The organism is Geomonas limicola, assembly GCF_014193675.1.
In the GTDB taxonomy this organism is placed as follows: domain Bacteria; phylum Desulfobacterota; class Desulfuromonadia; order Geobacterales; family Geobacteraceae; genus Geomonas; species Geomonas limicola.
In genome coordinates this window covers 578,823-602,287 of sequence record NZ_BLXZ01000002.1, presented here as the reverse complement: position 1 = coordinate 602,287, position 23,465 = coordinate 578,823, and the positions used below count along the sequence as shown (strand labels likewise).

The following is a 23,465-nucleotide window of genomic DNA, read 5'->3' as shown; positions in this document are numbered from 1 at the left end:
TACTGCGCGGCACCGGTCCCCTCTCCCCTTGCGGGAGAGGGACAGGGTGAGGGGGAGGGTGCCACCATTTCCGCAGCTGGCAGCTCACCCACTCCCCGACAATCCATGGACAAGGCTTCGTCAAGCGGGCGCAGCATAGCGCGAAACGGGCGGCGAGGCAAGCTAAGCCGCGGCAATAGCTTGCCTTTGCCCACCGGTCTGCTATTGTTAATCCCGCACATCGGCTGTCTTCATGAGATGAAGGAGCGGCAGACTTGGGGACTGAAAGGCGAATCCCCCCTGCCCCCCCTTTTCCAAGGGGGGGAACGCGAGGCCCTCATTTCGTAAAGTTTCTTGGGGGGATTTGCGGTCCCGTAGGGGCGAATGATGATTCGCCCCGGTCTTAAACGCACAGTCTTGGACGGTTATTCACCTCTCGTTCCCATGCTAATGGGTGGAAGCGAACGATCATGCGACATCATTGCGTAAGGCACATCACTATTGGAGGGAAACATGGCATTTTTGGAAGGGCAGGCTGCGCCGGACTTCACCCTGGAGGGGAGCGACGGCAAGAAGTACTCGCTTAAGGATTTCGCCGGGAAGATCCTGGTGCTCTACTTTTATCCCCGGGACAACACCCCCGGCTGCACCGCCGAGGCGGTCGGCTTCGGGAAACTGCTGCCGCTCTTCGAGCAGTTGGGCGGGGCCGTGGTGGGGGTCAGCAAGGACAGCTTGAAATCGCACGAAAAGTTCATCTGCCAGTACAACCTCCCCCTGCTGCTCCTCTCCGACCCGGACGCCTCGGTGATGAAGGCCTACGGCGCCTACGGCGAGAAGGTCCAGTACGGCAAGACCACCCTGGGAACCATCCGCTCCACGGTGGTCATCGCTCCGGACGGCCAGATCATCAAGCACTGGCCCAAGATCCCCAAGGCCGCGGAACACCCGGACAAGGTGCTCGACTTCTTCAAGATGCTCGCCCGGGGGCGCTGATCCTTCACACCGTAGTGCGGCTACCACGCCTGTAGGTTCACCCCGGTTCACCCCGAGCCCAAACACAACCGGCCCCTTTGGCACATGCCGAAGGGGCCGATCTTGTCTGCGTCATTTTCGTGTGGCAAGCGTAGTTGCCCTAAGCTTCCCTCCCTGTCACCCCGGAGCCGGGATCAGTCGATGAAGTTGTCGTTGGTCTCCGCGTCGAGAATCTTCAGCAGGGTATCGGGGGTGTAGGGGCACTCGGTGCAGGTGATCTCGGTCTCCCCATGCTTGGGCGGGGTCCAGAGCACCTTGTACTCGCCGTCCCGCTCTACCTTTTTGGCCTTGCCGTTGGAGCGGCGCTCCACCGTCTTCCACATCTCGTCCTGGTCGATCAGCTCGAAGCCGGAGATCTGGCTGGAATAGTTCAGGTTGTCCAGAAATCGGCTCACCAGGTCGAAGTCGATGAAGTCCTCCTCGTTACGCCACCACTTGATGAAGATCCGGTCGGCATGGGTTTTCTTCTCGTTCTCGATAGCCTTTACCAATTCGTAACCTTGCATATCCAACCTCCTTTGGGTCAACGTCACTCACAGCGCCCTCTCTTGATGTTCTCCCATCTCTCATTGTATGCCTGCAACGGGAAAATCTACAGGAAGTTTTGCAGTCTCTAAGTATTACGTAATGCCGCCAGGCACAGCTGCCCCAGTCGCCTCGACCGGTGGAATTGGAGGATGACATTCGGGCCGGGATCGGTATATTATCCCGCTCTCGCTCGCCGGGCGGATTACTCACACAGTCAAGGCAGGTGCACCATCGCAACAACACGCAAGCAGAGGATCCATCGTCTCATCATAAGCCGTCTCGCCGCGGACCTGGCGCTCTTCTCGGCAGCCGCCAAGGCCGCACACGAGGCGGCCATTCACGAAGAAAACATCCCCGACAACAAGTACGACACGCTGAGCCTGGAGGCTTCCTACCTCGCACAGGGGCAGGCGAACCGGGCGCAGGAGATCAAGTCCGCCCTGCACGCCTACCGCAACCTGGCACTCCAGCAGTTCTCCGAGGAGGACGCCATCCGGCTCACCGCACTGGTGACCCTGGAGGCGAACGACGGCGAGACCCGCACGGTCTTCATAGGGCCAGCCGAAGGGGGGATGAAACTCGACCTGGAGGGGAGCGAGGTGCTGGTCATCACCCCGAACTCCCCCTTGGGGCGGGACTTGATCGGCAAGAGCGTGGGGGAGACGGTGGAACTGGGGAAGGGGCGGGACCTGAAGGAGTTCGAGGTCACCGAGGTGAGCTGAAAACCGTCGGGAGGCGCCGGTTTGGTGACGCTCTACGCCCCCCGGGAAACACCCCCGCGGGTCAGGTTTTGCAGATATTCGTGGGAGCTCCAATTGGCTGTTGACAACAGTCTCAGGGAATTCTAAATTAACGCCGTTGTTATGAAACTGTAATCATGCCGGCACCGGTTGCGGGGCACCTGCCGCAGGAGGTCATTCGGTGAAGCTCGGAGAATTGCTGGTTCGCGAAGGGAAGCTCAGCTCGGCTGATGTCGAGGAGACGCTGAAAGGTCAGGCGATCTTCGGCGGCCGTTTCGGCACCAATTTGGTCGAAATGGGGCTTCTGGACGAAAACGAACTGGCCATGTACCTCGGGCGCAAGACCGGCGTCCCCTATGCCCGCCCGGAGCAGTTCCTCGAGATCCCGCCGCAGGTCATCCAGGTGATCACCGACGAGGTCGCCAAGAAGTACCGCGTCATCCCGCTTTCCCTCACCAACCGCAAGCTCGCCCTGGCCATGGCCGACCCCTTCGACTTCGCCGCCATCGACGAAATCTCCTTTGCCACCGGCTACATCGTGGTGCCGCACATCGCACCCGAGCTGCGCATCGTGAGCGCCCTGGAGAAGTACTACCGGGTGCGGCGCGAGTTGCGCTACATCTCGGTCGCCGGCGGGGGCCGGGCCCGCAACCGCCTCACCCCCCAGGCGAGTCCGGCCGCAGCGCCTGCCGCCCAAGCCGCCGCGGTACCCCAGCCGGCACCGGCAGCGGCCCCCCGAGCGCAGGCCGAGCCGGAAGAGATCGATATCTTTGAACTCGCCCCACTGGAAGAGGTGGAAACCTTTTCCGACCTGGAGGGACTCGGTGCCGAGCCGTTCACCCCGGCGGTCGCCTCCTGGCAGGCCCCGGTCGCCGCGGAACCGGATTTCTCCCTGGAGGGTCTGCTGCGCGGGCTCACCGAGGCGCCGGACCGGCAGAGCATCGGCGAAGTGGTGGTCGGCTACCTGGGGCGCCAGTACAGCCGCGCCGCCCTCTTCCTGGTCAAGGGAGACCGGGTGAACGGCTGGGTGGCCCACGCGGGTGGCAAGCCGCTCCCCGAGGTCGAGAGGCTCTCCATCGCGCTCCAGGAACCCTCCGTGCTGCGCACGGTTGTGGAGAGTAAGACCCACTACTTCGGCTCGTTCCCGCTCACCCCCTGCAACAGCACGATGCTCACCGCACTCGGCGTGGCTCCCTCGCTGAACCAGTTCCTGGCCCCGCTGGTCATGATGGGGCGGGTGGTGGCGATCCTCTACGTGGAAGGCGGGTCGAAACCGCTGGACCGCGAGACTCACGAACTGCTGAAACTCCTGGGCAAGGTCTCGCTCGCCTTCGAGATCCTGATTCTGAAAAACAAGATTCTCGCGACCTAAAGAGCTACGCGAAATCACCGAGGTTCATTATAAGTTAAATTAATTCAACCGCTGCAGTTCGCGCGAATTGACTTCGCCAGCCTCTACGCTAGATTTATACGGGTATCGGACGGACTACTTTCTCATTGGAAGGTTCACCATGCCAGTCACCGCACAGCAAGTAGAGTTTCTCCCGCTTGCCATCTACACCTTCATCGCGGTGGCCCTCATCTTTGCCCTGCTCGCGGCAGCCTACTACCTGGGCTCCGGCAAGGACTCCCCGGATAAAGGGATCCCCTACGAATCCGGTATCGTCCCGAGCGGCAGTGCCCGCCACGCCTCGCAGGTCCCCTTCTATCTCATCGCCATTTTCTTCATAGTCTTCGACGTCGAGGGTGCCTTCATCTACACCTGGGCCACCGCCTGGGACCTCCTGGGCATCCAGGGGATGATCCACATCACCATCTTCATCGTGGTCCTGTTGCTGGGGCTCGTCTGGCTCTGGATCAAGGGCGGTCTCGACTGGGGACCCACGGCGATGAAGAAACAGGTTGAAGCCAAAGTTAAGGTTGAGTGAACGCCAGCCGATAGGAACCTGTACGACCCGTTACCACCCTTTCACAACCTCAACCAATCAACCTCAACCTGATTTTCCCGTGGAGCAGCTTTGAGCCAAACGGAAGACGAGAAAATACCCGATAATGTGCTGCTCGCCTCCCTCGACGACATGATCAACTGGGGGAGAGCGAACTCCCTCTGGCCGATGTTCTTCGGCCTCTCCTGCTGTTTCGTCGAAATGATGACCTCGTTTACCTCCCGCTACGACATCTCCCGCTTCGGCGCGGAGGTGCTGCGCGGAACCCCCCGCGAAGCCGATCTCATGGTAATCGCCGGCACCGTCTTCAAGAAGATGGCCCCCAGCATCCTCAGGCTCTACGACCAGATGGCCGAGCCCAAGTGGGTCATCTCGATGGGGAGCTGCGCCAACTCCGGCGGCATGTACGACGTCTACTCGGTGGTCCAGGGGGTAAACCAGATCCTCCCGGTGGATGTCTACATCCCGGGGTGCCCGCCGCGCCCGGAATCCTTCCTGGAAGGGCTCATGCTCCTGCAGAAGAAGATCAGGAGCGAAGAGCGGCCGGCCCGCCCGGTGCTGCGCATGCAAGGGGGGACCCAGGGGACCTGCGCCCCGATCCTCATCGACACCCTCACCAAGTCGCGCGACACCCGCGGACCGGGGATGGAGGGGGTCGCCATCCGCGGCACCGCGATGCAGCACCCCAACTTCGCCGCACCGCGCTCCGACGAGATCTGGCGCCCCTCCCAGCCCAGGCTGGAATTCCCCGACTACGATCTCGGCGCCGAGCTGCAGGAGCGCTTCGGGGACCGGGTCCGCATCGATCCCGAGGCCCGCGACATGCAGACCCTGCGCGTCGAGCCGCAGCTGGTGCCCGAGTTGCTGGCGCACCTCAAGAACCGTCCCAAGGGGGCCTTCCGCCGCCTGGAGGACATCGGCTGCGTCGACGAGTCCTGCCGCCGCGACCGCGCCTGCTACAAGGATTTCACCGTCAACTACCACCTGACCTCGTTCGACGTCCCGGGCAGGGTCCGGGTCAAGACCGAGCTCGAGGGTGAGTACCCGGAACTCCCAACTGTCACGCCGGTCTTCCCGGTGGCCAACTGGTACGAGCGCGAGGTCTACGACATGTTCGGGCTGCGCTTTGCAGGCCACCCGAACCTGACCCGCATCCTCATGCCGGCCGACTGGCAGGGGCACCCGCTGCGCAAGGAGCACCCTTCGCGCGCCACCGAGCTCCCCCCCTACACCGTCGAGGATGCGCGCCGCCAGCTGGTCGTTCCGGCGAGCGACCTCTTCGAGCGGGTGGACGAGGAGACCCTCCTCTTGAACCTCGGCCCGCAGCACCCGGGAACCCACGGCGTGGTCCGCTTCGTATTGAAGCTCTCCGGCGAGGAGATCGTCGACCTGCACACCGAGATGGGGTACCACCACCGGGGCGCCGAGAAGATCGGCGAGCGCCAGAACTGGCACCAGTACATCCCGTACACCGACCGGGTCGACTACTTAGGCGGCGTGCAGAACAACATGGCCTACCTGAACTCGGTGGAAAAACTCTGCGGCGTCCAGATCCCCGAGCGCGCCCAGTACATCCGGGTCATGCTCTGCGAGCTGTTCCGCATCGCGAACCACCTGGTCTGGCTGGGCACCTTCGCCGCCGACATCGGCGCCATGACCCCGGTTTTCTACACCTTCACCGACCGCGAAAAGATCTTCAGCGTCATCGAGAGCGTGACCGGCGGGCGCATGCACCCCGCCTGGTTCCGGATCGGCGGCGTGGCCGACGACCTCCCCGAGGGGTGGCTCGAGAAGGTGAACGACGTGCTGGCCTGGCTGCCGCCGCGCATCGACGAGTACGAGCGGCTCTTGACCGGCAACCCGATCTTCCGGGCCCGCCTGGAAGGGGTTTCCGCGATCACCGTGGACCAGGCCATCGAGTGGGGGATCACCGGACCCAACCTGCGCGCCTGCGGCCTCGCCTGGGACCTGCGCAAGGTGATGCCCTACGGCGGCTACCAGCGCTTCGACTTCGAGGTCGCCACCGCCAGCGGCGGGGACTGCTTCTCGCGCTACCTGGTGCGCATGGAGGAGATGCGCCAGTCGCTCAGGATCGTGCGCCAGGCGGCCGACGGGATGCCGGCCGGACGCTGGATCTCCGAGGACTACCGCTACACGCTGCCGCAAAAGCGCGACACCCTGAACGACATAGAGTCGCTCATCCACCATTTCGTGAACACCACCCGCGGCATGTCGCCCCCCAAAGGGGAGTGCTACGCGCCGATCGAGGGGCCCAAGGGGGAGGTAGGCTATTTCGCCGTTTCCGACGGGATCCACATCCCCTACCGGATGCGCATCAGGACCCCGACCTTCGCCCACATCCAGAGCCTCCCCGTGTTGAGCAAGGGGTGGATGGTGGCGGACTTCCTGGCCATTTTGGGTTCGCTGGATTTCGTCCTCTCGGACCTGGACCGCTAGACAATGAAGACAACGGAGTGCAGCACGGCATGATCCCTGAGCAATTGAAAAAAACCCTCGAAGCACGCGTCGCCCACGCCTTCAGCGCGCGCGAGGCTGCGGTCGACGTCATGAAGGACCTGCAGTTCCACTACGGCTGGCTCACCGACGAGGCCGTCGGGGAGGCCGCCGAGATCCTCGGGCTGTCGCGCCTGCAGGTCGAGGAACTGGCCACCTTCTACGAGATGATCTACCGGCGCCCGGTAGGGAACAAGATGATCCACATCTGCGACTCGATCTCCTGCTGGAACGCGGGCTACGAGAAGATCCTGGACCACCTGAAGGCGCGGCTCGGCGTCGAGGTGGGGGGCACCACCGCCGACGGCCAGTTCACCCTGGTCCCCTGCTGCTGCATGGGGCGCTGCGGCGACGGCCCCTTGATCTCGATCGGTTCCACCATCTACGACAACCTCACCCCCGAACTGGTCGACCAGGCACTGGAGCTCGAGCGCCTAAGCGGCAGTGCGGCTCCGGAGCACCAGGGACAGGCATAGAAAGGCTCAATGGAACAGGTACTTTTCAGACATAACCGGCCCGGCCGGGTGGTCACCTTCAAGGAGTACTGCGACGAGGGGGGCTTCAACGCGCTGCGCAAGGCGATCTCGGAGATGACGCCGAACGAGGTGCAGCAGGCGGTCATCGACTCCGGGCTGCGCGGCCGCGGCGGCGCCGGGTTCTCCACCGGCCGCAAGTGGTCCTTCGTGCCGCGCGACCTCCCCGGCCCGCGCTGGCTCATCTGCAACTGCGACGAGATGGAACCGGGGACCTACAAGGACCGGGTCCTTCTGGAACACAACCCCTACAGCCTCATCGAGGGGGTAACCCTTGCCTGCTACGCCCTGGGGGTGCGCCACGCCTTCATCTTCATCCGGCGCGGCTACGAGAAGGCGGCCAACAACCTGGCCCAGGGGCTCATCGAGGCGAAGGAAGCGGGACTTCTAGGGAAACGGATCCTCGCCAGCGAGTTCTCGGTCGACATCGACCTGCACCTCTCCGCCGGCCGCTACATCTGCGGCGAGGAGACCGCACTCATCAACGCCCTGGAGGGGAAGCGCCCCAACCCGCGCTCCAAGCCCCCCTTCCCCGCCACCAAGGGACTCTGGGGCGGACCGACCGTGGTGAACAACGTGGAGACGCTCGCCAACGTCCCGGCCATCATCGCCAAGGGTCCCGGCTGGTTCAAGGGGCTCGCCCGCAACGCGGAAGGGGCCGGCATGAAGCTCTTCTGCGTCAGCGGCGCCGTGAAGAACCGCGTCTGCGTGGAACTCCCCACCGGCACCACGCTGCGCGAGATCATCGACGGCCCCTGCGGCGGCATGAAGCCGGGCACCAAGTTCAAGGCCTGCATCCCCGGCGGCGCCTCGACCCAGTTCCTGACGCCTGAGCACCTCGACGTGCCGATGGACTACGACACCGTCGCCAAGGTCGGCTCGCGCCTGGGCTCCGGCGCCATCATCGTCTTCGAGGAGGGGTGCTGCCTGGTGGCCGCCACCTTGAACCTGATCACCTTCTTCGCCCGGGAATCCTGCGGCTGGTGCACCCCGTGCCGCGAGGGGCTCCCCTTCGTGAAGGAGGTCCTGACGCGCATCGAGGCGGGTGCCGGCGAGGAGCGGGACATCGAGATCCTGCGCGAGCACGTGAAGTACCTGAACTACACCTTCTGCGCCCTGGCGCCGGGGGCCATGGCCCCGCTGGACGGGCTGTTGCGGCACTTCGAGGCGGAGCTGCGCGAGCACATCGTCCAGCGCAAGTGCCCGTTCAAGTAACGAAGCAAGGAACTACATGCCGAAGCTGATCATCGACAATTTACCGGTTGAGGTGGCACCGGGAACCACCGTACTCGAGGCGGCCCGCAGCGTCGGGATCACCATCCCGCACTTCTGCTACCACCCCGCCCTGGCGCTGGCGAGCGCCTGCCGGCTCTGCGCCGTGAAGATGCTGGACGGCCCGGTGAAGGGGATCCAGATGTCCTGCTCGCTCCCGGCGCAGGACGGCATGGTGGTCTCCACCACCGATCCCGAGGCCCTCAAGATGCGCGCCCTGGTCATCGAGTGGCTCATGATCAACCATCCCCACGACTGCCCGGTCTGCGACGAGGGGGGCGAGTGCCTGCTGCAGGACTTCACCATCGCCGGCGGGCACAGCCGGCGCCGCTACCAGGGTGACAAGCGCACCCACCGCAACCAGTACCTGGGCGAGCACATCTACCACGAGATGAACCGCTGCATCCAGTGCTACCGCTGCGTCCGCTTCTACCAGGACTACGCCGGCGGGACCGACTTCGGCGTGACCGGGAGCGCGGGGCGGGTCTACTTCGGCCGCTTCGAGGACGGGCCGCTCGAGTCCCCCTTCTCGGGGAACCTGGTGGACATCTGCCCGACCGGCGTCTTCACCGACAAGACCGGGCGCTTCCGGGCGCGCTACTGGGACTACCAGTTCGCCCCCTCGGTCTGCCAGCACTGCTCGGTCGGCTGCAACCTGGCGCCGCAGGTCTTCCAGCGCGAGGTGATCAAGATCGTGGGGCGGCGCAACGACCAGGTGAACAGCTGGTTCATCTGCGACCGCGCCCGCTTCGACAAGAAGGGGATCAACGACCCCTCCCGGCCCCGCGCCCCCAGGGTGGACGGGGAAGCGACCGACTACGAGGCCGCGCTCGACGCCCTGGCCGCCCGCATCTACGACTTCGTCGAGGTGCACGGGCCGGAAAGCCTCGCCTTTGTCGGCTCCTCGCGGCTCTCCCTGGAGGGGTGCCTCATGCTGGGGGAACTGGTGGCGAACTTCGACGCGGCGAGCCTCAGCTTTTATGGTGACCCCGCCGAGGCAAAGGGGAGCCAGCTCGCGACCGAGCTCCTCAGCGGGGAGAACGTGGCGGCGCCAGCGGATCTGGCAAGCGCCGACTGCATCGTGCTCTTGTCGGTGGACCTGATGAACGAGGGACCGATGCTCGCCCCTTTCATCCGCAAGGCCTGGCTCGGCGGCACCAAGGTGTACCGGATTGCTGACCCGGCACTTTTAAGCGGGCAGCAGCTCCCCTTCGACTGCATCGAGGCCGCCACCCTGGCCGAGGTGCCACTGGAACAAGCCTCCCGGGCCATCGTGGTCTGCCACGCCACCCGTACCCCGCGTGAGGAGCTGAGCGACGTTGCCGCCACGGGGGCACGCCTCGCGATGCTGCAGCCCGGCCCCAACGGCTTCGGCGCTGCCCTGGTGGCCCGCGAGCACGGCGCGCGCCCCTTCGACGAGCTCCTCGCCGCCAGGAAGGTGCGCGGCATCGTCGCCTTCGAAAGCGACCTCCCCGTGGCAAACCTCAAGGGGATCACCGTACTCGGCTGCGCCGACTGGCAGGCGACGGAACTCTCCCAGAAGGCCGGCGTCTTCCTCCCGACCACCACCTGGATGGAGTCGACGGGGACCAGCATCAACTTCGAAGGACGCGCCCAGCGCTTCGAGCGCGCCTTCCGCCCCGGGTACCCGCTCAAGGGGCTCGACGCCAAGTACTACGCCCAGTCCCGCTACGGCGAGCCGGCCCCCGGACAACCAAAGACGCCGCCCCCCCAGCCCCCCCGCATCCCGCGCGGCGAGATCCCCGGCGGTCAGGAGATCGAGGCCTGGAAGGCGATGGCGCGCCTCTTGGAAAAGCTGGGGGGCGAGCTGATCGTGGAGCCGCTCACCGGCAGCTGGCAACCCCTGCGCGACATTGACCCGGAGGCGGGCGGAGAGCGGATCTTCAGCCTGTTCAAGAGCTCGGAACCGGATACCTTATGACCTGGACCGCCGTCGACATAGCACTCATGCTGGGGAAGATCGTGGCGCTCTACGCCATCATCCTCACCTTTGCCGCCTACCTGGTGCTGGCGGAGCGACGCATCCTCGCCTGGATGCAGGACCGCATCGGCCCTAACCGGGTCGGCCCCTTCGGCCTCATGCAGCCCCTGGCGGACGTCATCAAGATGCTCACCAAGGAGGACATGATCCCCAAGGCCGCGGACCGGCTCCTCTTCTCGCTGGCACCGGCCATGGCGGCGATCCCGGCCATCCTCACCTTCTCGGTGGTGCCGCTGGGGGCGCCGCTGCACCTCTTCGGACGCGAGGTGACGCTGCAGATCACCGACCTCGACGTGGGGGTCCTCTTCTTCCTGGCGCTCTCCGCCATCGCGGTCTACGGCATCGCGCTGGGGGGGTGGGCCTCCAACTCGAAGTACGCGCTCCTGGGGAGCATCAGGGGGCTTTCCCAGCTGATCTCCTACGAGCTTTCCATGGGGCTTTCGCTGGTCCCGGTGGTGATGCTGGCCAAGTCGTTCCGGCTCTCCGACATCGTGAACGCCCAGGCCGACATGCCCTTCATCGTCTACCAGCCCCTGGCCTTCGTGATCTTCCTGGTGAGTATCTTCGCCGAGTGCCGGCGCATCCCGTTCGATCTCCCCGAGGCCGAGGGGGAGCTGGTCGCCGGGTTCCATTCCGAGTACTCCGGCATGCGCTTCGGGCTCTTCTTCGTGGGCGAGTACATCAACATCATCGCCTTGAGCGCCCTCGCCTCGCTCTTCTTTTTAGGAGGGTGGCGCGGGCCGTTTTTGCCGCCGATCATCTGGTTCTTCCTCAAGGTTTTCGTGATCGCATTCCTCTTCATCTGGGTAAGGGGGACGCTGCCCCGACTTCGCTACGACCAACTGATGCACCTGGGTTGGAAAATCCTGACACCGCTTGCGCTCCTTAACATTCTCGCCACCGGCTGGTGGCTTGCTTTACGATAAGGCGCCGTGTTCTCATGCAATCTCACCAAAGGAGGATCTGTCGATGAAAACAACCGTTGAAATCGGAGATGGAGAGGGGTTCATGCAGCAGGTGGATCTGGCGGACCGTCATGGGCATACTGCCCTCATGGTTGCTGCCAGAGATGGAAACGTGGCAGAGGTGGAAGACCTGCTGCACCGTGGCGCGAACCTGAACGCCAAGAGTGAAAAAGGAAAGACGCCGCTGCACTACGCCGCGGCCAACGGCAAGGCAGACGTGGTGCACCTTTTGTTGAGCCGGGGCGCCGAGGTGGATCCCCGCGACCGTGACGGGCACACCCCCTTGATGCTCGCCGCGAACTACGGCTGCGACCAGACCATCCAGACCCTCATCTGGCACGGAGCTGATCCCCTGGCCATGTCGAACTCCGGCAGTACCGCCATGGTGTACGCAGAACACAACCAGCACCCCGAATCGCTGCAGATCCTGGTGAAGGCGCTGAAATCTCACTGATCCGACGGCTCTTGAGCCACAACCTCCTTATCCGGACCTCCGCACCGCGGGGATGGGGTTCCCCCCATCCCCCGGCTCTTCCGGAAGCACTACCAGCCGCGTGCTGTGCACCGCGGCGCCCTGCAAGGGGCGCAGGAAACCGATGAGCATACTGAGCGACATAAAGGAAACACTGACCGGCATCACGGGAATCCTGACCGGTCTCTCGATCACGTTGCGTCACATCTTCCGCAAGCCTGCCACCGTGCAGTTCCCGGAGGAGAAGCGCCCCATGCCGGAGCGCTTCCGCGGCAGCATCGTCTTGACCCGCGACCCCGACGGCGCCGAGCGCTGCGTCGCCTGCTACCTCTGCTCGGGCGCCTGCCCGGTCGACTGCATCTCCATGGCCGCCGCCGAGGGGGAGAACGGCCGGCGCTACGCCGCCTGGTTCCGCATCAACTTCGCGCGCTGCATCCTGTGCGGCCTGTGCGCCGAGGCCTGCCCGACGCTGGCCATCCAGATGGCACCCGAGATGATCCCGTCCAAACGCCAGGTTATCGACTGGGTCTACGAGAAAGAGGATCTGCTGATCGACGGCACCGGCAAGGATCCCAACTACAATTTCTACCGTCACGCGGGGATCGGAGTGGTAAGCCCGCGCGGCGGCAACCCCGGCGAGAAGCCGCCGGTGGACGTTAGAACCCTGCTCCCCTAGGAGCCTGACGCAGGAGACTCATGGAAGCGACCCTCTTCTACATTTTGGCGTTGGTCACCCTGGTCGGGACCGGCTTTGCCATCACCGCCCGCCAGGCCGTGCGCGCCATCGTGTACCTGGTCAACTCGTTTTTCGCACTGGCCCTGATCTTCTACCTCCTGGGTGCGCCGCTTGTTGCGGCCTTCGAGGTGATCATCTACGCCGGCGCGATCATGGTGCTCTTCCTGTTCGTCATCATGATGCTCGACCTGGGACATCCCGAACGCATGAAGTCGCCCCGGCTCGTGGACTGGATCCCGGCCCTCGTGCTGGTGCTGGTGACCGCCGCATCGGTAGCTGTCCTTGCCATGGAACACCACGCGCAGCCTCTGGCCGCCTTCAGCGGCATCTCGGTGCGCCAGTTCTCCCAGGCCCTCTTTACGCGCTACGGGGTCGCCGTCGAGCTGGTCTCCCTGCAGCTCCTCTTCGCACTGGTGGGAGCCATCTACCTGGGGAGGCGCAGATGAGCATCCCGCTGTTTCACGTGCTGATACTGGCCGGTATCCTCTTCGCCATGGGGCTTGCCTGCACCATCGCCTGGCGCGCCAACGTCATCATGATGCTGATCGGCATCGAGATCATGCTGAACGCCGTGATGCTCACCCTGGTCGGGGGCTCGGCGCAGTGGGGTTCCGCCGACGGGCAGATCTTCTCGCTCATGCTGATGGCGCTCACCTCCTCCGAGGTCTCCCTGGCGCTCGCCATGGTGGTCTACCTGCACCGGCGCAAGCAGTCGGTCGATACCGACGACTTCACCAGCATGAAAGGGTGACCCACCCAGCCAACTGAACCCGGGGATTCGCCCCATTAGACAGCATCGGACCCAAACGCTATGACGACCTACCTTTCACTTATGCTGCTCATCCCGCTCTTTGGTGGAGTGCTGAACGCCCTGGTCGGCAGGAACCTGCCGCGCCGGCTGGCCGAGTCGCTCGCCTGCGCCGCGGTCTGGGGGAGCTTCGTCTGTGCCGTGCTGGCGGCCCTTGCCTACCACGGGCCGGAAAAGGTCGTGGTGGCCCAGTGGTTCCAGGCGTTCGATCTGGCCCTTCCGCTGTCGCTCTACCTCGACCCGCTCTCGCTGTCGCTCTGCCTGATGATCTGCTTTGTCTGCGGGCTGATCCACCTCTACTCGGTCTTCTACATGGCGGCCGAGGCCGACTACGCCCGCTTCTTCGCGCTCTTGAACCTGTTCGTCTTCGCCATGCTCAGCCTGGTCCTGGCCGAGAACCTGGTACTCCTTTATCTCGGCTGGGAAGGGGTCGGTTTCTGCTCCTATCTCCTGATCGGCTTCTGGTACACCGAGAAGGAGAACGCGGACGCCGGTCGCAAGGCCTTCATCACCACCCGGATCGGCGATACCGCCCTCATGGTCGCGCTGGCCTGGCTGTTCCAGCTCTTCGGCACCCTGTCCATCACCCAGTTAAACGGCATGGGGTTCCTGCTGCCGGCCGGCATCGTGACGGCGCTCGGGCTCCTCATGCTGGCAGGCGCCATCGGCAAGTCCGCCCAGTTGCCGCTCATGGTCTGGCTTCCGGACGCGATGGCCGGACCCACGCCGGTCTCCGCCATGATCCACGCCGCGACCATGGTGACCGCCGGGGTCTACCTCCTGGCGCGCATGTACCCGCTGATCGGCAGCTCGACCGTGACCACCTCGGCCATCGCCATCGTTGGGGGGCTTACCGCCTTCTACGGGGCGAGCTGTGCGCTCGCGCAGCGCGACCTGAAGCGGGTGCTCGCCTTCTCAACCATCAGCCAGATCGGCTACATGATGCTCGGCGTCGGCGCCGGCGCCATCACCGCCGCCACCTTCCACCTCCTGGTGCACGCCTTCTTCAAGGCCCTGCTCTTCCTGGGGGCCGGCTGCGTGATCACCGCGATGCACCACGAGCAGGACATCTTCAGGATGGGGGGGCTGCGCCGCACCCTGCCGATCACCTTCTGGTGCTTCCTGGCCGGGGCCGCCTGCCTGGCCGGGCTGCCGCTCACCGGCGGCTTCTTCAGCAAGGACAGCATCCTCACCGCGCTCTGGATGAAGGGGACCGCGCTTACCCAGGCCCTCTACTTCCTGGGACTTTTGACCGCGCTCATCACCGCCTTCTACAGCTTCAGGATGGTCTACCTGGTGTTCTTCGGCAGCAACGCGCACCAGCAGGGGCACCACGAGCAGAGCGACGTGCTCCCCATGGAGCTCGTCCTGATCCCGCTTGCCCTGCTCGGGCTCTTCGGCGGTGTCCTGGACCTCCCTGGTTACCTGGGTGGCGGTTTCCTCGGCTCCTTCCTGGGTCCCTTAAGCGGCGCGCACCCCGTGGAGGCCTCGCACACCGAGGAGCTTGCCCTGCAGGGGGTTGCCGCGACCCTGGCCCTCGCCGGCGTCTTTGCAGCGCATGTCCGTTACGGGGGCGCAGCACGGGACAACCGTCTGCAGGAATCGCTCTTGAAGCCCGCCCCCCTGGTGGCCTTCCTGCTCAACGGCTGGTACTTCGACGCGCTCTACCGGGCCCTGTTGATCCGCCCCTACCAGGCGCTCTCCCGGGTGCTCTGGCAGCAGGTCGACGAAGGGGTCATCAACGGCGGTATCGACCGATTGGCCGACGGCGTCGGCAGCACCGGAAGCTGGCTCGGGCGCTGGACCACCGGTCAGGTCGCGGTCTACCTCTTGAGCTTTGCCGCCGGGGGAGCGCTGCTCCTTGGCTACCTGGCCTGGCGTTCACTCTAACAGCATCAACCGGCGCCTGGCGCCTTACCGGATGAGACGGCATGAACCCTGACTTCCCGATATTGACACTGCTGCTCTTCCTCCCGCTGGTCGGGGGGTTGTCGGTCGCCCTTTTGTGGCGCAATCCGGCAACCGCACGGTTTTTCGCCCTGCTGGTCGGCCTGGCCGAACTCGCGCTGGGCGCCTGGCTCGGCAGCAGTGCCCCTGCCGCCGGACCGACCGGTTACTTCCTGTACCAGGATCTCCCCTGGATCGAGCGCTTCGGCATCCGCTATACCCTGGGGATGGACGGCATCAGCCTCGTTTTGGTCCTGCTCACCGCCTTTATCACCGTGATTGCCATGCTGCTCTTCTGGCAGGAGGTCAAGGAGCGGGTGGCGCTCTACTTCGCCCTGCTCCTGGCAACCGAGACCGGGATCCTCGGCGTGTTTTTAAGCCTCGACCTCTTCCTCTTCTACCTGTTCTGGGAGGCGATGCTGATCCCCATGTTCTTCCTGATCGGGATCTGGGGCAACGGGCGCAAGCTGTACTCGGCGGTGAAGTTCTTCCTGTACACCTTCATCGGGTCACTGCTCATGCTGGTGGCGATCATCGTTCTGTACCTCATGCACGGCGCCCAGACCGGCAGCTACAGCTTCGCGCTTGCCGAACTGGTGCACACCCAGGTTCCCTATACCACCGGGCTCTGGCTCTTCGCTGCGTTCCTTTTGGCGCTCGGCGTCAAGTTCCCGCTGGTCCCGCTGCACGGCTGGCTTCCCGACGCATACTGCGATTCCCCGTCAGCCGGAACCGTCGTCCTCGCCGGGATCCTTGCCAAGACCGCGGCCTACGCCCTGATCCGGTTCGCCTACCCGCTGCTCCCCGAGGCCGCCCATGCCTTCACCCCGGTCATCTACGTCTGCGCCGTGATCGGCATCGTCTACGGTGCCTGGGTTGCCTTCGCGCAGACCGACATGAAGCGGCTGGTGGCGTATTCGAGCGTAAGCCACATGGGGTTCATCGCGCTGGGGATCGCGGCCTGGAGCCCCGTGGCGCTGTCCGGCGCCGTGTTGCAGATGGTGAACCACGGCATCACCACGGGTGCCCTTTTCGTGATGGTCGGGATGCTGGCCGAGCGGACCGAGGACCGCGAGTCGCTACACTACGGCGGGTTGTGGGGCAAGGTGCCGGTATTGGCCTTCTTCTTCCTGTTCTTCAACATGGCCTCGGCCGGTCTGCCGGGTCTGAACAACTTCGTCGGGGAATTCCTGGTGTTGGTGGGAACCTTCCGGGTAGCGCCCGGCGCGGCATTGGGGGCCTTCCTGGGGATCGTTTTGACCCTCGTCTACACCGTGCGCCTGGTGCAGGACATCCTGTTCGGTACGCCGAGCCAGCCGGTGAGCCTGAGCGACCTCAGCCTGCGTGAGAGCGCGACCCTGGCCTCCCTGGCAGTAATTGGTGTCTACCTCGGCGTGCACCCCGCACCAGTCCTCGACCTCATCAAGGTGCCGATCGCGCTTTTGACCAAGGCTTAGAGCCGAGACCGCTCCCGGTCAGGCTTTTGGAGTAACTAGATGACGTATTCCGATGCCATTTCACTGTTGCCGTTAATCATCGTAGGGGTCGCCTCGCTGCTGGTGCTCCTCGCGGGACCGTTCTGCCACGTGCGGGTGGTCACCGTGATAGGTGCGGCCGCCGCACTCGCCGCCGGGTTCTGCGCCGCTGCCGTCTCTCCGGTCAACAGCGCCGGCCTTCCGGGACTCGCCTTCACACCGCTGGCCCGCTACCTGATCCCGGTATTCTGTGTGGCGGCTGCGCTCAGCCTGCTGCTCTCCCACGGCTACAACCTGCGCCACGAGATCCGCGGCGAGGAGTACCCTGCAACGGTCATTTTCTGCCTGTTCGCCCTGTGTGTGCTCCCCTGCGCCACCAACATGCTGACCCTGTTCCTGGCCCTCGAGGCGGTCGCCTTCTCCTTCTACGTCCTGGTCGCGATGGACCTCGGACGCGCCGAATCCGCCGAAGCCGGCCTCAAGTACCTGCTCGTCGGGGCCGTGGCCGCCGCGGTCACCGCCTTCGGGCTCGCGCTCATCTACGCGGGCACCGGCACCCTCGCCCTGGGCGCCCTCACCGCACCGGCCGGTTTCCACTCGATCCTCGCGGCCGGCTGGGGCTTCGTCATCATCGGCATCGCGTTCAAGCTTTCCCTGGTTCCGGCACACCTTTGGACCCCGGACGTCTACCAGGGCGCCCCGGCACCGGTGGCGGGCCTGCTCTCCACCACCTCTAAATTCGCCGGCGCAGCCTTCCTGCTCATGCTGCTCGCCTTCGCGCCGCCCCGGGCCGAGCTGCACCTGCCACTCTACGTGTTGTCGCTCCTTTCCATGGGGCTCGGCAACCTGGCGGCGCTGCGCCAGACCAACCTGAAGCGGATGCTCGCCTACTCCTCCATCGCCCACATGGGGTACCTGACGCTGGCGCTTCTCACCGGCACCCGGGACGGCTACTCCGCGGTGCTCCTCTACGGCGCGATCTACACCGTGATGAACCTGGCCGCCTTCGGTGCGATCTCCTCGCTTTCCGCCAACGGGGAGCGCAGCTCGATTGCGGATTTCGCCGGCCTCGGCTTCAGTGCACCGCTGCGCGGCGGCGTGCTGGCCGTCGCCATGCTCTCCCTGGCGGGGATCCCCCCCACCGCCGGGTTCATCGGCAAGTTCTTCGTTTTCTACTCCGCCATACGCGGCGGCGAAATCGTCCTCGCCGTCATCGGCATCCTTTTCGCCGCCATCTCCGCCTACTTCTACCTGAGAGTGGTGGTGCAGCTCTACATGCGACCCGTCGGGGCCCATCTCCCCAAACCCTGCAGCCGCGCCGAATCGTTCGCCCTCATCTGCAGCTCGCTCGCGATCGTGGTCATCGGGATCTTCCCGACCCCGCTCCTGCGGCTCGTCGAGTCGGCCCTCTCACACAGTTGACCCTGGTCTGACCGTAAATAAAAAAGGGGAGCTGAAATTCAGCTCCCCTTTTTGCGTTCTGCCTATTCGGTTGTTACCAGGTTTCGTCCGGCTCACCCCAGAGGTTCAGGGCGATGTCGTCCAGCAGCTCCGCGATCCCCTCGCCGGTCGCCGCGGAGATCGGGAAGACCTTGATGCCGCGCTCCTCGAAGTAGGGGAGCACTTGGGCGAGGTTCTCCCTGACGTTCGGCAGGTCGATCTTGTTGATCACCACGGTCTGGCGCTTTTCGGAAAGCTCCGGGTTGTAGAGCGCGAGCTCGCGGTTGATTGCCTCGTACTCGGCGATCGGGTCGCGCTCCGGCATCCAGGAGAGATCGAGCAGGTGCAGAAGCTGCCCGGTACGCTCCAGGTGCTTCAGGAAGCGGTGCCCCAGCCCCGCCCCTTCGCTGGCTCCCTCGATAAGACCCGGGATATCCGCCATCACGAAGCTGCGGTAGTTCTTGTACTGCACAACCCCGAGGTTCGGCTTCAAGGTGGTGAAGTGGTACTCGGCGATCTTGGGACGCGCCGCGGAGATCTTGGTGATGAGCGAGGACTTCCCGACGCTCGGCATCCCCAGGAGGCCGACATCGGCCATCAGCTTGAGCTCCAGGCGGATCCACTTCTCCTCGCCGGGCTCCCCGGGCTGGGCGAACTTGGGGGCCTTGTGGGTCGCGGTCTTGAACCGGGTGTTCCCCTGGCCGCCGCGCCCCCCTTTCAGAAGCACCACCGTGGCATCCGGCTCGGTCAGGTCGGCGAGGATCTCGTCGGTCTCGGAGTCCTTCACCACGGTCCCCTGGGGTACCAGGATCTCCAGTATCTCACCGTTGGCACCGTGGCGGTCCTTCCCCTTGCCGTTCCTGCCGCGCCCGGCCTTCTGGTGCGGGTGCTGACGCAGGTCCAGAAGCGTCGAGAGCTGCGGCGAGACCTTGACGATCACGTCGCCCCCCTTGCCGCCGTCGCCGCCGTCGGGTCCGCCCAGCGGAATGAACTTCTCGCGCCGGAACGAGACGCAACCCGCGCCGCCGTCACCGGACTTCACATGTATCTTTACTTCATCGATAAAACTCATTGTTTTTTCCCTGATGCAAACGGCAAAAGCCCGGACCATGGCGGCTCCGGGCTTTTACGCTTTTGTTGCTTTGAGCGGCTTAGTTCGCCGGGTAGACGGAGACCTTCTTGCGGTCTTTGCCCATGCGCTCGAACTTCACCACGCCTTCGATGAGGGCGAACAGGGTGTAGTCCTTGCCAAGGCCGACGTTGTTGCCCGGGTGGATCTTGGTGCCGTGCTGACGGTAGATGATGTTGCCGGCTTTCACCGTCTCGCCGCCGAATTTCTTGCAGCCAAGCCTTTGGCCGTCGGAGTCGCGGCCGTTCCTGGAACTGCCGACGCCTTTCTTGTGTGCCATTTTCTGCTCCTTCTGACGGTAAGTCCGCTATCCCCGCAAGGAACTGCGGGCTCCCGCGCCGTCCTGTTAATATTACCTAGGCGTTGATCTTCTCAATCTTGAGGATGGTCCTGAGTTGACGGTGCCCATTGAGTTTCCTGGAGTCCTTCCGGCGCTTGGACTTGAAGACGAGGATCTTCTTGTCTTTGCCCTGCTCGACAATCTTGCCGACCACAGAGGCGCTGGGCACTAAAGGTGTTCCGATAACAACCTTATCGCCGCCAACCATCAGGATTTCGGAGAACTCGACGGTATCACCTACCGCACCCTCCAGTTTTTCGACTTTCAGAAAGTCGCCTTCGGAAACTTTATACTGCTTCCCTCCGGTTTTAACTACTGCGTACATGAACTTCACCACCTTTATCCTGAATTTACAAAGAGCGCTAAAAGTTATCCTGAAAGAATCGCGAAGTCAAGGCTTTTTGCAGTGAGAGGCAATTTTTCTCTCGAGCGTGCCCTGAGAGAGTGGGGCTATCCCACCGTGACGTAGATGTCCTCGCCCCTGACTTCCACCGGGTAGACCTTGAGGGAGTACTCGGGGAAGGGATCGCAGGCGCCGGTCTTCAGGTCGAATTTGTAGCCGTGGCGCTGGCAGGTAATTTTACCCGCCTCCTTCAAAAGCGCCCCGGAAAGCGGAGCGTACTGGTGCGGGCACTCCGGTTCGCAGGCGTACACCGCCCCCTTGGTTTTCACCAGCAGGACATCCTGCCCCGCCACCTTGACGAGCTTCTTCCCCCAATCGGGAACTTCGGACAGCTTTGCCGCAAATTCCATGATTTCCTCCTGGGACCACAATTGATAAAGGTCGTACCGAGATCTACGGGCCCGCCGGGTCCCCTCTCCCGTCAAGGGAGGGGGAGAGGTCGTTCCCAAATCCGCCTACCCCAGCTTGTTGATCTTCACCTGGTGCGCCGCCTGCTCCGCCTTGCTGCGCGCTTCGTCGGTGTCGGTGCCGAAGGCTACCACCACACCCATGCGGCGGTTACGCCGGGCATCGGGCTTGCCGAAGAGGCGCAGCTTGGTCCCCGGCACGGTGAGTGCCGCGGCTGCCCCTTCGAAGGCCACCTCTGCCGCGGGCTCCTCGGCCAGGATCACGTGGGAAGCGGCCGGCGCCAGGTTCTCGGCCTCCGGGACCGGCAGTCCCAGGATGGCCCGCACGTGCAGCTCGAACTCCGAGAGGTTCTGCGAGATGAGGGTCACCATCCCGGTGTCGTGGGGACGGGGCGAGACCTCGGAGAACCAGACCTTGTCCCCCTTGATGAAGAACTCGACGCCGAAGATGCCGCGCCCGCCAAGGGCACTGGTTACCGCCTCGGCCTGGCGGCGCGCCTCGTCCAAGACCGCGGGCAGCATCGCCATCGGCTGCCAGGATTCGTGGTAGTCGCCGTCGATCTGGCGGTGCCCGATGGGGGGGCAGAAGCTGGTTCCGCTGACGCTGCGCACGGTAAGCAGGGTGATCTCGTAGTCGAACGGGATGAACTCCTCGACGATGACCCGGTCCGAGGCGCCGCGCGCCCCCTCCATGGCGTAGTTGAAGGAGCGCTCCAGGTCGGCCTCCTGGCGCAGGACACTCTGCCCCTTGCCCGACGAGCTCATGATCGGCTTGACCACGCAGGGAAGCCCGATGGCGGCCACTGCCACGCGGAACTCGTCGAGGCTGCTGGCGAAACGGTACGCCGCGGTGGGGAGCCCCAGCTCCTCGGCAGCCAGCCGGCGGATCCCTTCCCGGTTCATGGTGAGGTTGGTGGCCCGGGCGGTCGGGATCACCGTGAAGCCGTCGGCCTCCAGCTCCAAAAGGAACTCGGTGTTGATCGCCTCGATCTCTGGCACCAGGAAGTCCGGCTTCTCCAGGCGCACGACACGGTCCAGCTCCTCACGGTTCAGCATGTCGATGACGTGGCTGCGGTGGGCAACCTGCATCGCCGGTGCGTTGGCGTAGCGGTCCACCGCCACCACCTCGACCCCCAGCCTCTGGGCCTCAATTACCACTTCCTTGCCAAGCTCGCCCGAGCCGAGCAGCATGATCTTCGTCGCGCCTTGTTTCAACGGGGTGCCAATCATCTTTTTCTCCGGTGCCGTTTATTTGTTAATCGTCGGATCGGACGGATCGGTCCGATCAAAACATGCTAGCTGACCGCGACCTCGAACTGCTCCTGGTGAAAGCCCGGCTTGGCGCGCACCGTGATGCGCTTCTTAAAGTTCTTCTCCAGCTCCTCAAGCCCGCGGCGCTCCTCGTCGTAGAGCAGGTCGGCAACCGCCGGGTGCACGGTGAGCATCACCTTGGTGCCCCGGATGTCGAGCATCTCGCGGCGCAGCTCGCGGAAGATCTCGTGACAGACCGAGATCTTGGACTTCACGTACCCCCTCCCCTCGCAGTAGGGACAGGGCTCGCACATCATGCGCCCCAGGCTCTCGCGCACCCGTTTCCGGGTCATCTCCACGAGCCCCAACTCGGAGATCTTCAGGATGTTGGTCTTCGACTTGTCGCTCTTCAAGGCCTCCTCGAGCGCGCCGTAGACCTTCTCGCGGTTCACCTCCTTCTCCATGTCGATGAAGTCGATGATGATGATCCCGCCCAGGTTCCGAAGCCGCAGCTGGTAGGCGATCTCTTTCACCGCCTCCAGGTTGGTCTTCAGGATGGTGTCCTCGAGGTTGTGCTTGCCAACGTAGCGCCCGGTGTTGACGTCGATGGCGGTGAGCGCCTCGGTCTGCTCGATGATGATGTAGCCGCCGCTTTTGAGCCAGACCTTGCGCCCGAGGGCCCGGCTGATCTCCACCTCGAGTCCGAAGTGGTCGAAGATCGGCTCCTCCTCGTCGTAGAGCTCGATGGAGTACTTCATCTTGGGCATGAAGGTGGTGATGAACTGCACGATCTTGTCGTACTCGGGCTTCGAGTCGACCACGATGCGCTCCACGGACTCGGTGAGGATGTCGCGCACCACCTTCTGGGTCACGTCGAGGTCGGAGTGGATCAGGCTGGGCGCGCCCACCTTGTCCTTCTTCTTGGCCACCTCTTCCCAGAGCTTGGTGAGGTAGTTGAGGTCGGCGATCAGGTCCTCCTCGCTCTTCCCTTCGGAAACGGTGCGCACGATGAAACCGCCGCCTGCCGGCTTGATGCGGTCCACGATCTCTTTAAGGCGCTCGCGCTCGGCCTCGTCCTCGATACGCCGGGAGATGCCGACGTGGTCCACGGTCGGCATGTAGACCAGGTGGCGCCCGGGGAGCGAGATGTGCGCGGTGATGCGGGCCCCCTTGGTGCCGATCGGCTCCTTGGAGATCTGCACCAAGAGCTCCTGCCCCTCCTGGAGCAGCTCCTCGATCGGGTGCAACGGGTGCGGCACCGGCTCCTCGCCGGACTCCGGGTCGATGAAGGTGTCGTACTCCTCCATCGAGTCGAAGACGTCGGCGACGTACAGGAAGGCGGCCTTCTCCAGCCCGATGTCCACGAAGGCTGCCTGCATCCCCGGCAGCACGCGCACCACCTTCCCCTTGTAGATGTTCCCGATGATCCCCTTGACGCGGCTGCGCTCGACGTACAGCTCCGCAATGGTGCCGTTCTCGATGAGCGCGATGCGGGTCTCGTGGGACGTGGTGTTGATCACCAGCTCGTTGCCCATACTAACCCCTC

Annotated in this window: 23 protein-coding genes; 16 read left to right on the top strand and 7 right to left on the bottom strand. The window is 64.2% G+C overall.

Features of this window, described 5'->3' with window-relative positions:
- Positions 1-492 precede the first annotated feature (492 nt).
- Positions 493-972 carry a peroxiredoxin gene (locus H7688_RS06465; protein WP_183360239.1) on the top strand — a complete coding sequence of 160 codons (480 nt, stop codon included), beginning with the start codon at positions 493-495 and terminating at the stop codon, positions 970-972.
- Positions 973-1,145: 173 nt separating this feature from the next.
- Here H7688_RS06465 and H7688_RS06460 read toward each other — a convergent pair whose 3' ends face one another.
- Positions 1,146-1,517, bottom strand: coding sequence for a hypothetical protein (locus H7688_RS06460; RefSeq protein WP_183360238.1), 372 nt, complete (start codon positions 1,515-1,517; stop codon positions 1,146-1,148).
- Between the two features lie 171 nt (positions 1,518-1,688).
- Between H7688_RS06460 and H7688_RS06455 the strand changes: the two genes are divergently transcribed.
- From H7688_RS06455 to H7688_RS06385, 15 genes are all read left to right on the top strand, one after another.
- A complete protein-coding gene (locus tag H7688_RS06455) occupies positions 1,689-2,261 on the top strand; it encodes a GreA/GreB family elongation factor (protein WP_183360237.1) in 573 nt (190 codons plus the stop codon).
- Positions 2,262-2,460: 199 nt separating this feature from the next.
- On the top strand, positions 2,461-3,651 hold the full coding sequence (locus H7688_RS06450) for a GspE/PulE/PilB domain-containing protein (protein WP_183360236.1): 1,191 nt from the start codon (positions 2,461-2,463) through the stop codon (positions 3,649-3,651).
- A gap of 139 nt (positions 3,652-3,790) precedes the next feature.
- A complete protein-coding gene (locus H7688_RS06445; protein ID WP_183360235.1) occupies positions 3,791-4,207 on the top strand; it encodes an NADH-quinone oxidoreductase subunit A in 417 nt (138 codons plus the stop codon).
- Between the two features lie 90 nt (positions 4,208-4,297).
- A complete protein-coding gene (locus H7688_RS06440) occupies positions 4,298-6,682 on the top strand; it encodes an NADH-quinone oxidoreductase subunit B/C/D (RefSeq protein WP_183360234.1) in 2,385 nt (794 codons plus the stop codon).
- 29 nt (positions 6,683-6,711) lie between these two features.
- Positions 6,712-7,215 carry an NADH-quinone oxidoreductase subunit NuoE gene (nuoE, locus tag H7688_RS06435; RefSeq protein ID WP_183360233.1) on the top strand — a complete coding sequence of 168 codons (504 nt, stop codon included), beginning with the start codon at positions 6,712-6,714 and terminating at the stop codon, positions 7,213-7,215.
- Positions 7,216-7,224: 9 nt separating this feature from the next.
- A complete protein-coding gene (gene nuoF, locus H7688_RS06430; protein ID WP_183360232.1) occupies positions 7,225-8,487 on the top strand; it encodes an NADH-quinone oxidoreductase subunit NuoF in 1,263 nt (420 codons plus the stop codon).
- A gap of 16 nt (positions 8,488-8,503) precedes the next feature.
- Positions 8,504-10,486, top strand: coding sequence for a 2Fe-2S iron-sulfur cluster-binding protein (locus H7688_RS06425; RefSeq protein WP_183360231.1), 1,983 nt, complete (start codon positions 8,504-8,506; stop codon positions 10,484-10,486).
- Positions 10,483-11,472, top strand: a complete 990-nt coding sequence (nuoH, locus tag H7688_RS06420; protein WP_183360230.1) for an NADH-quinone oxidoreductase subunit NuoH — start codon at positions 10,483-10,485, stop codon at positions 11,470-11,472. Before H7688_RS06425 ends, nuoH begins: the two co-directional genes overlap by 4 nt.
- A 43-nt stretch (positions 11,473-11,515) precedes the next feature.
- Complete coding sequence (locus tag H7688_RS06415; protein WP_183360229.1) at positions 11,516-11,965, top strand: ankyrin repeat domain-containing protein; 450 nt, start codon at positions 11,516-11,518, stop codon at positions 11,963-11,965.
- A gap of 142 nt (positions 11,966-12,107) precedes the next feature.
- The gene (gene nuoI / locus H7688_RS06410; RefSeq protein WP_183360228.1) at positions 12,108-12,659 is read left to right on the top strand and encodes an NADH-quinone oxidoreductase subunit NuoI; all 552 of its coding nucleotides are present in this window, start codon (positions 12,108-12,110) and stop codon (positions 12,657-12,659) included.
- Between the two features lie 20 nt (positions 12,660-12,679).
- On the top strand, positions 12,680-13,165 hold the full coding sequence (locus tag H7688_RS06405) for an NADH-quinone oxidoreductase subunit J family protein (RefSeq protein ID WP_183360227.1): 486 nt from the start codon (positions 12,680-12,682) through the stop codon (positions 13,163-13,165).
- On the top strand, positions 13,162-13,470 hold the full coding sequence (gene nuoK / locus H7688_RS06400) for an NADH-quinone oxidoreductase subunit NuoK (protein WP_183360226.1): 309 nt from the start codon (positions 13,162-13,164) through the stop codon (positions 13,468-13,470). Before H7688_RS06405 ends, nuoK begins: the two co-directional genes overlap by 4 nt.
- Before the next feature lie 60 nt (positions 13,471-13,530).
- A complete protein-coding gene (gene nuoL, locus H7688_RS06395) occupies positions 13,531-15,417 on the top strand; it encodes an NADH-quinone oxidoreductase subunit L (RefSeq protein WP_183360225.1) in 1,887 nt (628 codons plus the stop codon).
- A gap of 41 nt (positions 15,418-15,458) precedes the next feature.
- Positions 15,459-16,931 (top strand): complex I subunit 4 family protein, encoded by a 1,473-nt coding sequence (locus H7688_RS06390; RefSeq protein WP_183360224.1) that lies wholly within the window; start codon positions 15,459-15,461, stop codon positions 16,929-16,931.
- 39 nt (positions 16,932-16,970) lie between these two features.
- Positions 16,971-18,371: an NADH-quinone oxidoreductase subunit N gene (locus H7688_RS06385; RefSeq protein WP_183360223.1), complete on the top strand. Its 1,401-nt coding sequence runs from the start codon at positions 16,971-16,973 to the stop codon at positions 18,369-18,371.
- Positions 18,372-18,444: 73 nt separating this feature from the next.
- On the opposite strand, the gene obgE is transcribed toward H7688_RS06385, so the two are convergent.
- The 6 genes from obgE to rng form a co-directional block, all read right to left on the bottom strand.
- The gene (obgE, locus tag H7688_RS06380) at positions 18,445-19,461 is read right to left on the bottom strand and encodes a GTPase ObgE (protein ID WP_183360222.1); all 1,017 of its coding nucleotides are present in this window, start codon (positions 19,459-19,461) and stop codon (positions 18,445-18,447) included.
- Between the two features lie 79 nt (positions 19,462-19,540).
- The gene (rpmA, locus tag H7688_RS06375; protein ID WP_183360221.1) at positions 19,541-19,798 is read right to left on the bottom strand and encodes a 50S ribosomal protein L27; all 258 of its coding nucleotides are present in this window, start codon (positions 19,796-19,798) and stop codon (positions 19,541-19,543) included.
- A 76-nt stretch (positions 19,799-19,874) separates the two neighbouring features.
- A complete protein-coding gene (gene rplU, locus H7688_RS06370; RefSeq protein ID WP_183353799.1) occupies positions 19,875-20,183 on the bottom strand; it encodes a 50S ribosomal protein L21 in 309 nt (102 codons plus the stop codon).
- A gap of 125 nt (positions 20,184-20,308) precedes the next feature.
- Positions 20,309-20,611, bottom strand: a complete 303-nt coding sequence (locus H7688_RS06365) for a Rieske (2Fe-2S) protein (RefSeq protein WP_183360220.1) — start codon at positions 20,609-20,611, stop codon at positions 20,309-20,311.
- 105 nt (positions 20,612-20,716) lie between these two features.
- On the bottom strand, positions 20,717-21,898 hold the full coding sequence (gene purT / locus H7688_RS06360) for a formate-dependent phosphoribosylglycinamide formyltransferase (protein ID WP_183360219.1): 1,182 nt from the start codon (positions 21,896-21,898) through the stop codon (positions 20,717-20,719).
- Between the two features lie 65 nt (positions 21,899-21,963).
- Positions 21,964-23,454 carry a ribonuclease G gene (rng, locus tag H7688_RS06355; RefSeq protein ID WP_183360218.1) on the bottom strand — a complete coding sequence of 497 codons (1,491 nt, stop codon included), beginning with the start codon at positions 23,452-23,454 and terminating at the stop codon, positions 21,964-21,966.
- Positions 23,455-23,465 lie beyond the last annotated feature (11 nt).